The organism is Chitinophagales bacterium, from assembly GCA_017303835.1.
Taxonomy (GTDB): domain Bacteria; phylum Bacteroidota; class Bacteroidia; order Chitinophagales; family Chitinophagaceae; genus JAFLBI01.
Genome location: JAFLBI010000001.1, coordinates 579,905 through 594,209, shown reverse-complemented (window position 1 = coordinate 594,209; position 14,305 = coordinate 579,905). Strand labels below are relative to the sequence as shown.

At 43.3% G+C, this 14,305-nt stretch carries 14 protein-coding genes; 9 read left to right on the top strand and 5 right to left on the bottom strand.

The window, feature by feature from the left end; genetic code table 11:
* Positions 1-27 precede the first annotated feature (27 nt).
* From J0L83_02635 to J0L83_02605, 7 genes are all read left to right on the top strand, one after another.
* Positions 28-1,002, top strand: coding sequence for a hypothetical protein (locus J0L83_02635; GenBank protein ID MBN8663441.1), 975 nt, complete (start codon positions 28-30; stop codon positions 1,000-1,002).
* Positions 1,003-1,510: 508 nt separating this feature from the next.
* The gene (locus J0L83_02630) at positions 1,511-2,293 is read left to right on the top strand and encodes a hypothetical protein (GenBank protein ID MBN8663440.1); all 783 of its coding nucleotides are present in this window, start codon (positions 1,511-1,513) and stop codon (positions 2,291-2,293) included.
* A gap of 205 nt (positions 2,294-2,498) precedes the next feature.
* Positions 2,499-3,437, top strand: a complete 939-nt coding sequence (locus J0L83_02625) for a VCBS repeat-containing protein (GenBank protein ID MBN8663439.1) — start codon at positions 2,499-2,501, stop codon at positions 3,435-3,437.
* Between the two features lie 44 nt (positions 3,438-3,481).
* A complete protein-coding gene (locus J0L83_02620) occupies positions 3,482-4,108 on the top strand; it encodes a hypothetical protein (protein ID MBN8663438.1) in 627 nt (208 codons plus the stop codon).
* Between the two features lie 22 nt (positions 4,109-4,130).
* Positions 4,131-4,925, top strand: coding sequence for a hypothetical protein (locus J0L83_02615; protein MBN8663437.1), 795 nt, complete (start codon positions 4,131-4,133; stop codon positions 4,923-4,925).
* Between the two features lie 839 nt (positions 4,926-5,764).
* On the top strand, positions 5,765-6,457 hold the full coding sequence (locus tag J0L83_02610) for a hypothetical protein (GenBank protein MBN8663436.1): 693 nt from the start codon (positions 5,765-5,767) through the stop codon (positions 6,455-6,457).
* 94 nt (positions 6,458-6,551) lie between these two features.
* A complete protein-coding gene (locus tag J0L83_02605; protein MBN8663435.1) occupies positions 6,552-6,965 on the top strand; it encodes a hypothetical protein in 414 nt (137 codons plus the stop codon).
* A 127-nt stretch (positions 6,966-7,092) separates the two neighbouring features.
* On the opposite strand, the gene lepA is transcribed toward J0L83_02605, so the two are convergent.
* Positions 7,093-8,877, bottom strand: coding sequence for an elongation factor 4 (gene lepA, locus J0L83_02600; protein MBN8663434.1), 1,785 nt, complete (start codon positions 8,875-8,877; stop codon positions 7,093-7,095).
* Positions 8,878-8,939: 62 nt separating this feature from the next.
* Here lepA and J0L83_02595 point away from each other — a divergent pair, with 62 nt between their 5' ends.
* Positions 8,940-9,932, top strand: coding sequence for a hypothetical protein (locus tag J0L83_02595; GenBank protein MBN8663433.1), 993 nt, complete (start codon positions 8,940-8,942; stop codon positions 9,930-9,932).
* Positions 9,925-10,893, top strand: a complete 969-nt coding sequence (locus J0L83_02590; protein MBN8663432.1) for a threonylcarbamoyl-AMP synthase — start codon at positions 9,925-9,927, stop codon at positions 10,891-10,893. The genes J0L83_02595 and J0L83_02590 overlap by 8 nt, the downstream gene beginning before the upstream one ends.
* On the opposite strand, the gene J0L83_02585 is transcribed toward J0L83_02590, so the two are convergent.
* The 4 genes from J0L83_02585 to J0L83_02570 are packed head-to-tail and all read right to left on the bottom strand — an operon-like array spanning position 10,894 to position 14,284.
* Positions 10,894-11,364, bottom strand: coding sequence for a hemerythrin domain-containing protein (locus J0L83_02585; GenBank protein MBN8663431.1), 471 nt, complete (start codon positions 11,362-11,364; stop codon positions 10,894-10,896).
* A gap of 2 nt (positions 11,365-11,366) precedes the next feature.
* Positions 11,367-12,125 (bottom strand): triose-phosphate isomerase, encoded by a 759-nt coding sequence (locus J0L83_02580; protein MBN8663430.1) that lies wholly within the window; start codon positions 12,123-12,125, stop codon positions 11,367-11,369.
* A gap of 9 nt (positions 12,126-12,134) precedes the next feature.
* On the bottom strand, positions 12,135-13,295 hold the full coding sequence (locus tag J0L83_02575; protein MBN8663429.1) for a glucose-1-phosphate thymidylyltransferase: 1,161 nt from the start codon (positions 13,293-13,295) through the stop codon (positions 12,135-12,137).
* Positions 13,296-13,297: 2 nt separating this feature from the next.
* Positions 13,298-14,284: a hypothetical protein gene (locus tag J0L83_02570; GenBank protein MBN8663428.1), complete on the bottom strand. Its 987-nt coding sequence runs from the start codon at positions 14,282-14,284 to the stop codon at positions 13,298-13,300.
* Between the last annotated feature and the right edge of the window lie 21 nt (positions 14,285-14,305).

The following is a 14,305-nucleotide window of genomic DNA, read 5'->3' as shown; positions in this document are numbered from 1 at the left end:
CCAATGCATTGTGGTAAATTCGTGCTCATGAGAATCGCCCCCGTACTACTCATCAGCTTTTTGTGTTGTTTCACTGTCGCAAGAGCCCAGTTGAATCCGCAATCATTTGCACAACTCAAGCAGCTGGAAGAACGCATCAAGCCCTATGCAAATAATATTCTGGAATCGGAAGATGTAGTAGATCGCCTCCGTGCCGATAGTGCATTTACACGCGGCTTGGTACAAGCACTGCGCACACCTTTTTCTTTTGACTACCCTTTTGATTCACTCACCACTATCGCGAAAGTAACCGCACCGGATAAAAGCTTCCGCATTTTTACCTGGCAGCTGATGAAGGACTTCACCTATTATCGCCAGAAAGGCTGTATCCAGATGCGTACAGATGATGGTTCGCTGAAATTGTTTCCTTTATTCGATTACTCAGAGTTCACCGACAATCCATTCGATTCAGTACGCAGCAATATGAATTGGATTGGTGCTGTATATTACAACATTGTACAGAAAGCACACAACAACAAACAATTCTATACCCTATTCGGCTTTGATAACAATGATGCACGCAGCACCAAGAAATGGATGGAGGTGCTCACATTTGATGAGCAGGGACAACCACAATTTGGCGGACGATTCTTTAATTATCCTGCAGACAGTTCCAAGCCGGCACAACCTGCTTATCGCTTTGGTATTGAGTACAAGAAAGATGGTAACGCCCGTCTAAATTTTGATCCCCGCGCTGACGCAGTAGTGATGGATATTCTGGTGAGCGAAAGCGGCGAGTTCAGCAATAAAGGCACATTGGTACCTTACGGCGGCTTTGAAGGTTTTCAATGGAAAAATGGCCGCTGGAATTTTGTCCGCAACCCCTACGCCAACGTCATCTTCGACGAGAAACAATCTTCCATGCCAGCGCCCCTCTTAGATGAAAAAGGCAAGAAAAGCGAACAGAAATTGAAAGCCATTTCTGATAAGAATATGAAGAAAGGTGGGGGAAATAATTACTGATTTATGATTTGAGATTTGAGATTTGCTTTTGTTTCGCTTATTTCAATCCTATTCCATTTTGCGATTGCCGCTTCACATTACACAAATTTTACCGCAAAGGCGCTAAGACGCAAAGGGTCGCAAAGATTACTTTCTCATTCTTCTGTTCCCTGTTCTATTGTTCCTCTGTTCCTTGTTCTTCTATTCTATGTGTTTCACCGCAGAGAACGAGAGTAAGCAGAGTTTACGCAGAGCATACTTTCTATAAAATTTGCTCCCCTGCCAAGGGGAGCTGTCTCCGAAGGAGACTGAGGGGTATTGGATAAAGCCTAAGGCAAAAGGCTTAAAGCATTCCGCCTTCCTCTGTTCCTCTGTTCTATTGTTCTTTTGTTCCCTGTTCGGCCTTCAGCTGCGCCTAAAGCAGCGCTAATAGCTTCAGGTTGTAAACAAGTCAACCAATTCAGGCAACAAAAGCAAATAGAGCCGGTTCTTTGCTTGAAATAATCACAAACAAGTAAACCTGCTGCGTATGAAATCATTTGCTACACTACTTATTGCTTGTGTGCTTTTTCAAACCACTCAAGCCCAGCAATTAAAGACCCGTCACAGTTTTCAAGTACAAACGGGGTTTGCGTATGCATCCGACCTCGGCTATGAAGAAGAAATGAAACGCAATTTTCAAGGGCTGGGTTATCAATACACCACCAAAAACAACTGGTATTTTGGTACAGAAGTACAATACCACCGCAACCAATTGAACAGCAGCAGACTCATGCCTTTGCAATTGCGCGGCGACAACAATACCTATTCATTGAGAATGCCCGGCGCCATGAATGATTTGGGCTATTTTACAGTGCCCTCAGCACTGCTGTCTACGGCCAGCGTTATCACCAATGCCAATGTGTTTAAAACGCAACCCAATCAGCTGCCTACACCAACACAGTCGCTCCAAGCCAGCCGTCTCAATATCATGTTCCATAGTGGTATGCGTTGGCAAGCCGGAAAAGGCATCATCGAAGCGGGTGTTACCCTTACAGGTACATTTTATAACAGAGATGTCATCCTTTCCAAAACACAACAGCAAACCATTGCCCTCAGGTCATTAACCACAGGCGAAGCCTTCAATTCCATCGTAGAAGTAACCACTTTGGGTATTGAAAATGAACAAACTTTCTGGGCAGGTGCCGGCTTTCATGCCCGCTACCAATACCCCGTGAGTAAGAACATTAGTCTGGGTGTACAATTACTCAGTTCCATGAGTGTGGAAGGTATTGTACTGCAGGCAGCCCCACGCATGGTGATAGGTTTCTAAGCCTTTGTTTCAACTGAATACTACGGCTGAGAATCTTTTCTCAGCCGTTTTTTATTGTCGGCACCATCAAAAAAAGATACAGCAGCTTGATGCCATCATGCTGCTTAATTTCTATCCTCCTTGGCTGATTGTACTGCTTTTTAAAACACATTTTGTACATTAGAAAATATAACCCGCCCCATCGCCTGAACAATAACCTACACACATGAAACAATCACCCACCCCCAAAACAATCCTCGCTTTACTATGCTTTCTACTTACGCAACAATTGGTGAACGCACAGTTTAATGGATTCAATACCACGCTTGTCAACCAGGCTTTTTATGGCTCCAAGGGTACCTATTTCGCTGATGTGAATGGCGACAAAAAAGCAGACGCCATCGTAGTGAACAATGATAAAATTACTGTTCGCACTGCTGGTAGCTTCGGCATGTCTGTTGCGCAGAGCTGGACGTATAACGCCTATTTCGGCTCCAGAGCAACCTATTTCGCAGATTTGAATGGCGACAAAAAAGCAGATGCAATTGTGGTGAATGAAGACAGAGTCAGTGCGCGCCTCTCCAACGGCACGGGCTTTGACCTCTCCAGCGATTGGACAGATGGTCCGTATTATGGTAATCTGGGCACCTACTTTGTGGATGTTACTGGAGATGACAAAGCTGACGCGGTGGTAGTGAACAGAAGCGGCATTGTGGTGAAACGTTCTAATGGTATGTCTTTTGGCAATAATCAGGATTGGAGCAACGGCGCTTTCTTTGGCAGCAAAGGCACTTTTTTCGCAGACGTTAATGGCGATGGTAAAGCAGATGCCATTGTGGTGAACAATGACAAAATTGTGGTAAGAAAATCAACCGGTACTACGTTTTCCATCAATGAGAACTGGACAGACAATCCTTTTTTTGGAAGTCGCGGTACTTTTTTTGCCGATGTTACCGGCGATGGTAAAGCCGATGCCATTGTGGTGAATGATGATGGTATTACCGTAAGACGCTCTAACGGCAGGAATTTTGGTCCCAATGAAACATTTACCAGCAGTGCTTATTATGGGAGCAAGGGTACTTTCTTTGTAGATGTAAACGGTGATGGCAAGGCCGATGCGGTTGTAGTGAACGATGGCCAGATTGTCGCACGTTTGGCGAGATAACATATAGCCAATTCACACAAATCAACACAACACGCACCATCATCATGAAACAAAATATTTTCTTACTCCTTTGCTTACTGGGCAGCCAATTGCTCAGTGCACAAGTAAACACAACACCTGTAGCTGCTACTGCTCTGCCCAATCAAATTAAATACGAGGGCTCACTGGTGCAGGCAGTGAAATGGGAAGCAGCCGGTGAGCAGCATTACCTCGTATTATCGCAAAAAACAAAATACCCATCGGGCAAGAATGATATGGATGGCTATCCTACCCATAACGCTGCCCTCTTTGCCTATCATGTAGTGGTTGCTGGTGATAGCAGCAAGCTTATCTGGAGAATCTATGATTTCATCGAAGACTGCGGGTTTGATATTATTCAGCAATTCATCGGCAAACAGATACATCTCACTGATCTTGACAAAAATGGCGAACCGGAGATTTGGATCATGTACAGAAATCAATGCACCAGTGATCTTTCACCGGCTACCACCAAACTGATTATGTACGAAGGCAAAACCAAATATGCTTTCAGAGGAGTTGACAGCGTCAAGAGTTCGCCCAGTGGATACACCGGCGGCACATACACCATGGATAAGCAATGGCTTTCTGGCAATAATGCATTCTTGCAATACGCAAAAGATTATTGGACAAAGCATATCACCCGTAACTGAAGCCAACTAAACAAGCAATTCCATGCAACATAGCATTACTACCTTTAACAGCAAGCATCTTTTTAGCGGCTTCATCATGAGCAGTGTGCTCTTATTGGCAAGTGCTTGCGCCTCTTCTACCACGCAAAACGAAGCACCCACCAAGATTGATTCTATACCTGCAGTGGTACAAGACAGTGGCATCAACATCACCACGGAATATACCGGCAAAAGTTTTTTACTGCCGGCAGCATTTAGCTTGGATAGCCTGAATCAATACGACAGCATTCATAACACAACCATCAGCATCAGTTTCCCAAGTTATTCCGGCGATCCCCAATTGAATGCCTTGGTGAAGGATGCGCTCGACAAAAAATTGCAACAGTTCACGAACCGACTAAACCCAATTGAACCTGAAGACAGGAATAATCAGTCTTTACCGCATAGTTTCACTGTAGAGCCTGCTTATGTGTATAAGGATGAAACCATGATCAGCTATTGCCTCATCATCCATAGCCAAAAAACAGATGAAGCTCACCCGAATGCGGAATACTATTCATTGAACTATCATACTGGCAACAAAAAGCTCGTTTCATTTGCCGACTATTTTCAACTACCAAAAGCGCAAGACAAGCTAGCCTTGATGAACTTGATTAATAAGGGCATGCCTTCCAGCGAGTATACAGTTGAAACACTTGATTATATCGATTTCAATATTGAGCAAGACAGTATTGCTTTCAATTTTGCACAAGGACAAATTGCCAGCACAGCTGCGGGTATTATCAAGGCCAAGGTGGCGAAAAAAAGCTTGGCGGGCTTGGTGAAAAAACAGGATTAAAAATGTAAATGATTTTTAACCGCAAAGGCGCGAAGACGCAAAGGGTCGCTAAGAATTTCTACAATTTAATTTGCAATCCTGTCAAGGGGAGACTGAGGGGTATTGAATTATTCTTTTAACCGCAAAGCCCCACCTACGCTAAAGCTTCGTTGGGCAAGCACAAAGACGCAAAGTTTCGCGAAGAATCATCAAAACATATTTGCTCCCCTGCTAAGGGGAGACTGTAGGGTATTGTATTACAAGATTAACCCACAAAACATACCATAGGTCTTTGGCACTTTTAGTTTCTCTACTCTCTACCCTCGATTTTCCTTCCTCTTTCTTCTGTTCCTTGTTCCTCTGTTCTATTGTTCTTCTGTTCATTTGCTTTACGCCTTCAGCTTTCGGCTCTCCACACTCGTTCCTCGATTTTCCTTCCTCTTTCTTCTGTTCCCTGTTCTTCTGTTCTATTGTTCATCTGTTCTTAGGTTTTAACCACAAAGCACACAAAGCGCTTACACAAAGCACACCAAGACTTTGTGTCCTTGGTGACCAAGCTCCGTGTTCTCTGTGGTAAATAGAAAAAGCCTGCCGATTTTTTGCTATTCTCCCCAATGCTTCCTAATTTAGAAGCATACCCCCAATACTTTATTGTCTTTACGGATGATGACCAATGCATGCATCCTGTCAGTTTATGGTGTGCGAACCTTTATACAGATATGGGATTAACTGCGAAATAATTAAAAATGTATCTATTTTATAAATAGGTGCTTCTCAAAAAAAAGATAAATTAATAGTTATACATACTTCTTCAAATAAGTCAAAGTGCTTACATCCAACATACTTTTATTATTTAATTTATGATTAAAAAAATAATTGAAAATATCCCAATTATAACAGGTTTGACCCTTATACTCGGCTTTATTAAAATAAACTTATACTATCAAAATTGGAGTCTACCTATTAAATATTACTTGAGTATTTCTGAAATTGCTATTTCAATTTGGGATGACATACTGTTCATTATTCTAACTTATGTTGCAAGCGTTTACACTCAGACTGTAGCAAGCAAAATAGTAACATCCTCGAATCCTAAGACATCGAAAGCGGGATCAGTTTTATGGGGATTTTTCATTGTAATAACTTCTGCAATACTTATAACATGGAGTTTACTTGAAAAACAGTATTATATACAGATACGTCTTTCTGCCTGTATATATCTTTTTGCAATACTTGCATATGCAACCGTAATAAATCCTGAATCAATAAAGGAATTTCTAACTTCAAACAATGATCTTTCCTTAGTCTTATTGTTCTTTTTAACCTTCCTATTCAGCCTCACAATCAAATCATCAACTGAAATAAAAGAAACTATCTCGGGCAAATACTATGGCACTAAAATATTTACAAAAGATAGTCTTTACACTTCCAATCCATCCAGCTACTATATTGGACAAACAGATAAATTCATTTTTCTTTATGACACAAAAGGCTATACTAACATAATCCCCAAATCAGAAGTGAGTAAAATTGAGTTTTATACGAAAAAATAATATTTCTGTCTCAACAGAGTTTTTCTGTCCCCGCAGAGTCTTGCTCATTAGCATCGTCTACAATAAAATAGAAGCTTATACAAGAACCCATCACATGAAAATTCCAGTCTTAATCGCTTGTATGGCCTTGAGTTTACATGCACTTTCGCAGGTGCAACATGTAAACTCATACGATGATTTAATAAAATTTCAAACCAATCTAAAGTCTGAATCAGCAAACATTATCGTATGGGGACAATTTGGTAGTTGGGGAAAATTTGGATGGGATAGCTATAAAAACATCTGCCCAAACACACTAAATCAAACAGCATACGCAGGTTTATTATCTGCTTTAAATTTTAAACTATTTTCTGATTCTACTACAACTTATTATCTGCCCATCAGCAAGAAAGCAAAACCTTCTAGCGATTTTAAATCGGGTGATACCATAAAATTAAAAGTTAGGCTTTACAGAAACTGTACAGTTTTAAATGGAAAGGTTTACTTCCTAATTGAAGAAATACTTTAATAAACATCAGTGCTTCCTGTACCCACAGCTTCTTCAGCATAAGCTGAGATGCAGTGTCCATATTGCCAACAAAAAAGCTGAAACCTATTTCTAGATTCCAGCTTCTAACTTCTACCTTCTTAATAAATTAATCCAACTTCAATACGGCTAAGAAAGCTTCTTGCGGTACTTCTACACTTCCAATCTGGCGCATGCGCTTCTTACCTTCTTTCTGGCGTTCCAAGAGTTTACGCTTACGACTTACGTCACCACCATAACACTTGGCCGTTACATCCTTACGCATGGCGCTGATATTTTCACGGGCAATCACCTTCGCTCCCACTGCAGCTTGTATGGCAATCTGGAATTGCTGGCGTGGCAATAACTCTTTCAACTTCTCACACAATTTGCGGCCAAAGTCCTGCGCGCGACTGCGGTGAATCAAAGCACTCAATGCATCCACTTTCTCGGCGTTCAGCAGGATATCCATTTTCACGATATCTGCTTCTCGGTAGCCAATAGGTGAATAATCGAATGAAGCATAACCACGTGTCTGGCTCTTCAGCTTATCATAGAAATCAAATACGATCTCTGTCAAAGGCATTTCAAAAATCAATTCCACACGTGTGGGTGTAAGGTAGCTCTGGTTAATGAGGATACCACGCTTACCCAAACAAAGGGTCATGATATTGCCGATATAATCCGGCAGGGTAATGATCTGTGCTTTAATAAAAGGCTCTTCAATGCGGTCGATCTTTACCGGATCGGGCATTTCCGTTGGGTTGTTCACCGTAATCTTCTCGCCTCTTGTGGTGTAGGCAATAAAACTTACGTTAGGCACTGTGGTAATCACGGTCTGGTTAAACTCGCGTTCCAGTCGCTCCTGAATAATTTCCATGTGTAGCAATCCCAGGAAGCCGCAACGGAAACCAAAGCCCAGGGCCTGAGAAGTTTCCAGTTCAAACGTGAGTGAAGCATCGTTCAATTGCAGTTTCTCCATGCAATCGCGCAATTCTTCAAACTCATCTGTATTCACCGGGAAGATACCGGCAAATACCATGGGCTTTACTTCTTCAAAACCATGGATCATTTCACCGGGGTTATTGGCGAGGGTAATGGTATCACCCACTTTTACTTCTTTGGCATTCTTGATACCGGTAATGATATAGCCCACATCGCCGCAGCGCACTTCTTTCTTGGCTTCCATACCCAGTTTCAGGATACCTACTTCATCGGCACCATAATCCTGTCCGGTAGAAATGAAGCGAATCATATCGCCCTTGCGCAGTACACCGTTCAGAATACGGTAGTAAACGATGATACCACGGAAACTATTGAATACAGAGTCGAAGATCAAAGCCTGCAATGGCGCTTCCTCACTGCCTTCCGGCGCGGGAATGCGTTCTACAATGGCTTCCAGAATTTCCTCTATACCAATGCCGGATTTTCCGCTGGCCAGGAGGATATCTTCATGCTTGCAGCCAATCAGGTCAATAATCTGGTCGGTTACTTCAGGAATCATGGCACCTTCCATATCAATCTTGTTGATCACGGGAATGATCTCCAGATCGTTATCGATGGCCAGATAGAGGTTACTGATGGTCTGTGCCTGAATACCCTGAGAAGCATCTACCAGCAGCAGGGCGCCTTCGCAGGCGGCCAGTGCACGGCTCACTTCATAACTGAAGTCAACGTGGCCGGGTGTATCAATCAGGTTCAGTACATATTCCTGCCCTTTGTAAGGGTAATTAATCTGAATGGCGTGGCTCTTAATGGTAATGCCCTTTTCCCGCTCCAAATCCATGTCGTCCAGTACCTGATTCATCATGTCGCGCTCACCAATGGTCTTGGTATGCTCCAACAATCTGTCGGCCAGGGTACTCTTTCCGTGGTCAATATGGGCGATGATGCAAAAATTCCGGATATGCTTCATAAGTGCGCAAAGATAAGTGTATGCACCCCAAACTGTTCAGGGCCAATTTCCAACACTTGTGAATGGGAAAGGGTTTACTTTTGATTCAAATGGCATTGCTCTCTAAATTCAGCAAATTGGGTCAGGTCGACCGCGAAACGGGCCTGAGTACCAATGCATCCATGAATGGCGGACGTTTTTTTCAAAAAAATGGCCGGCCCAATATTCATGTGGATGGGATGGAATTCTGGCGCAGACTCAATTTATACCATGAGCTGCTACACATGCATTACCTGAAGTTTCTCTTCGTGATTCTTTCATTTTTTATTGGCATTAACCTACTCTTTGCCTTGATTTACATGGCAATAGGCATAGATCACTTAGGGGGTATGGTGGCAAATACCCTTGGCGAAAAATTCGGGGAAGCTTTCTTTTTTAGTGCCCAGACATTTACCACAGTAGGTTATGGCCGAATCAACCCTATTGGTTTTTTAGCCAGCACGGTTGCTGCTATTGAAGCCCTAATGGGTTTGCTTTGTTTCGCTTTGGCTACTGGTTTGTTGTATGGCCGTTTTGCCCGCCCTAGAGCATTTATCCATTTCAGTAAAAACGCCCTGATTGCACCTTTTAAAGAAGGCCGTGCACTCATGCTGCGCATGGTACCCTATACCAAGAATCATTTAACCGAGGTAGAAGCCAAAGTAACGCTGGCCATTCAGGTGGAAGTAGATGGTGTTCGCAAGAATCAATTCTTTACCCTGCCGCTGGATATTGCTAAGGCCAATACCCTTGCTATGAACTGGACATTGGTTCATGTAATCAATGAAACCAGTCCACTCTATAAACTCAGCGCTGATGATTTGGCTGCTGCTAAAGCGGAATTACTGGTTTTTGTACAAGGCTTTGATGAGAGTTTTTCAAGTACGGTTGTTACACGTTCATCTTATACCTGGAATGAATTTGTTTTTGGTGCGAAGTTTACACCCATGTACAACCCCAGCAATGATGGCAGTAAAACGGTTTTGCATTTGAATAAACTGAGCGATTACGAACCAGCCACCCTACCCGATGAATAATCCGCAGATTGGTACTGATCTTTTACTGGCTGCGCAGAAACTGCGCGATGGGAAACTGGTGGGCATACCCACAGAAACTGTCTATGGTTTAGCTGCTAATGCTTTGAATGAAGATGCCCTGCTGAAAATTTTCGAAGCCAAGCAAAGACCAAAATTCAATCCATTGATTGTACATGTTGCAAGTGTGCAAGAACTGGATAAATATGTATTGTATTTACCACCAAAAGCAAAACTGGTGGCAACGCAATTAATGCCCGGGCCAATCACTTTATTATTACCAAAGAAAAATACAGTACCTGATTTAGCAACCGCAGGCAGCAATAAAGTAGCGATACGCATACCTGATCATCCACTCACTTTGCAATTATTGCAAGCTTTGGATTTTCCTTTGTGTGCACCCAGTGCCAATCCGTTTGGTTATGTGAGTCCTACCACTGCCGAACACGTTGCTACAGGATTAGGCACCAAACTTTCTTATGTATTAGATGGTGGTGCCGCTCAGATTGGTTTGGAGAGTACGATTGCAGAGATCACCAATACGGAACTCATCATACACCGTTTGGGTGGCATGCCCATTGACAAAATTGAAGCAGTAACCGGCATGAAAGCCATCATTGCTTTATCGCATCAGCAGCCACAAACGCCGGGACAATTGAAAAGTCATTATGCACCGGCCACACCACTCTATCGTGGCGCTGTGCAGGAAATCGCACCGGCACATGCTGGACAAAACATTGCAGCCATCTGCTTTACAGAACCATCAAGAAGATTAGAGAATGTGGACTACCATGTACTCAGCCCTGCGGGCGATTTACATGAAGCAGCCAAGCATTTGTTTGCAACACTGCGTGAGATTGATATGCATCAATACGATTGCATCATTGCAGAATATTTTCCTGCTCAAGGCATTGGATTGGCGATTAATGACCGATTAGATCGTGCACAAGCCAGCATGAAATAATTATTCCCAGAAACGTACCGGATAGAGATTGCAATTGTACTCACCTGCATCGGCTAATTGCCCACCAATCTGTTGCATCACTTCAGGCGACAAACTTGTTTCCATGATTTGAAACAAATGCCTTTCTTCAAAGCGAATATGTTCTTCCACCAATTCTTGTACTTGTTGTATACGCAAGAGCGATGGTTGTAACTCCACCAGATGAATCGCTTCACGTATTTGGGCATGATCGCGCAGCATGCGTTGCATGGGCGCTTTCAATTCCAGATCCGTCACGAATGGTTCGAGAATGGCTTCTTCGAGATGAAAATGCTGTTGTAATTCTTTCTGCCAGAAATCCAATACAAAATCACGCATCACCCCAACGGGTGCATTCTTACGCACACCTTTTTTCAAGAGCAGACAAAACAAGAGGCCGCCATGATGTTGTCGGCTCAAAGGTTGTAATGCCGTGCTGCGTTGAATGGGCAATGCTACAATGCTTTGATAATGGTGAGGAATTCTGCAGCGTTCAGTGAAGCGCCACCTACCAAACCACCATCCACATCAGACTGCAGGAAGAGTTCCAAGGCATTATTGCCTTTTACACTACCGCCGTAGAGGATGCTGATTTCGCTGGCAACCTGAGTACCATATTTTTCTGAAAGCAGGGCGCGTATAGATGCATGCATCTCTTGTGCTTGTTCGCTGCTGGCTGTCTTACCGGTACCAATGGCCCAAATGGGTTCGTAAGCGATGACAATTTTTTGAATTTCTTCAGCCGATAAATGAAAGAGTGATTCTTCCAATTGCTTACGTACATAAGTATCTTGTGTATTGGCTTCACGTATGGCCAATGGCTCACCGCAACAGAAAATGGGATGGATATTATTGGCGAGGCAGATATTCACTTTATCTGCTAAAAACTGATTGCTTTCGTTGAAATACTCTCTACGCTCAGAGTGCCCCAGTACTACAAAATGAATACCGATGGATTGCAGCATTTCCACGCTCACTTCACCTGTATAAGCACCATTCATTTTGCTGTAGCAGTTTTGCGCAGCAATGAATACAGCAGGCTGATTCTTTACTTTCTCATGCGCCATATGTAAGTAAGGAAAGGGCACGGCAAGAATCACTTTCTTGTGCTCTGCCAATGGCTCCATGCCTGCGAGCAGTTGATCAATCAATTGTTCACCCTGCTGCCAGGTGAGGTTCATTTTCCAGTTAGCAGCTGCAATACTTTTTCTCATCTTTCGGTTTTATGCTTGTTGTTCAAAGATATGCTGGAGTACGGCTATTTCAGCGGGTGAAATGCTTTGTCCCTTCATTTTTTTCCAATTACCAATGGCTTCGATGGCTTTATCGAGTCGGTAGCGTTCTTGTCCATCACCCCAGGTGAAATCAGGAATCACGCGAGGCAAGAGACCGGCACCAAACAAATTGCTGCTGATACCAATCACACTACCTGTATTAATGGAAGAGTTGATCGCGGTGCGCGAGTAATCGCCCATAATGAGTCCGCATTTTTGTCCAACAGGTTTCCAACTCTGTGTCGCTTCATGCCAGAGCGTTACAGTTTCGGCCGTATTCTTCACATTGCTATTACTCGTTCCTGCACCGAAATTGCACCACTCGCCTACAACACTATCGCCCAGATAACCATGATGGCCTTTATTGCTATAGCCCATCATCACCACATTCTTGATTTCACCACCGGCAACACACCAAGGGCCAATGGTGGTGGCACCATAGACTGTGGCGCCCATTTTCACCATAGCATGGGTACCGATGGCAACGGGGCCAAAAATCATGGCGCCTTCCTGTATGACCGCATTCTTGCCAATATAGATTGGGCCTTGCGTGGCATTTAACATGGCATATTCCACACGCGCACCTTCTTCCACGAAGATGGCACTGTATTGCTGAATGCGGTTGGTATCTGATAATGGTTGAGACTTTCTCCGATGCGTGAGCAATTGAAAATCTTCGCGAATAGCTTTATCGTTCCACTGAAAAATCTCCCATGGATATTGCAATCGCTTTACCGTATCTACTTTCTGTTGATTGGGGAAATTGCCAATATCATTGGATGCATAATCCCAATTGCGCTGCGCGGTCTTTCCTGCCACTAACCCAAATGCATCCACGAGGCAATGCCCTGATTGCAATTTGAGGATACGCTGCACCAATGCATCATCGGGTACGATGCTGGCATCAATCCAAATATGTTCTCCTTCAGGAATGGGACTATACAGAATTTGCAAAGCCGGCGTGGTAGCCACATAGGGCCGCAGATTGGTTTTACGCAACCACCATTCTTTAATACGCAGGATACCGATACGTAGATCAGCTACTGCTTTATTGGTGGTTAAAGGATATAAACCTGCTCTTTCTCTGTTATCGAATAATACAATGGCCATAACTATAGCTTTCCATATTGATACACAAAACGCAACCAGCGCCACATATTACCAAACTGCTCCATATCTACGATCAATGCTTTCCTTGGTAAGTTAGCAAATTGTGGCAACTGTGCAGAAGCACCTTGTAGCTTTTTCAATTGCTGAATAGCCACCAAACCCAGCGCATACGTGCCTGCCATGGCAATAGAGAATCTTTGCTTGCGCCATGCGGTAGTTGGTATTTGCTGAATACACTGGTGCATATCTGATACCAAATTCAAATAGTGTGTTTCCATCGCATAAGCATCGGTACAACGGGTTGCCAAAGTATGGATACCGGCTTGGGTGTCTTTATAAATATCGAACAAGTCGTTACTAAGTTGTATCAATGTGCCTAATCGATACCATGCAGCTGACTCCGCATTACCCGCTTCCACATCTAAATAAAACTTGCACAGTAAAACTGCATTGCCACCTTTTTCGAAAGTAATTGCTTGGATGCGTTCATTGCTTATTTGGGCATCAAATTGTTCCTGTGATGCAGCTTGGGCTGCATATTCTTTTTTTAGCACGGCTAAATAAGCATGCTTGTCTTTCACATAAGCCAGCAATTGCTGATGGGCATAGACACCCACGCGATCATTAAAATCTGTGGGGGTATAGGTATCTGGTGCAAAAGTCATGGCCATGATCGCATCATGCGAGCGCGATTGGTCATCGAAGAAGTTATCGAATAGGGAGCTACAAATAAAGTACAAAATACTTCTTTCCTGTTCTTTGCGGTTGGTATTTCGGCCATGCAATCCGGTAAACGCATCATTCACAATACTGAGGTAAACACTATGACTTTTCACCACTTTTCGAAAAGTTGCTGCATCAAACTGACCATCAAACTGCTGCTCTAATGCACGCAGCAAGCCAACTGCCTGCTTACCGCCACGCCATCGCACCAACACCACCCTGATGCCAAAATACAGGAGGGCAAATAGAAAGCGAATAAAATACATGCGGGAAAGATAATAAAGAAA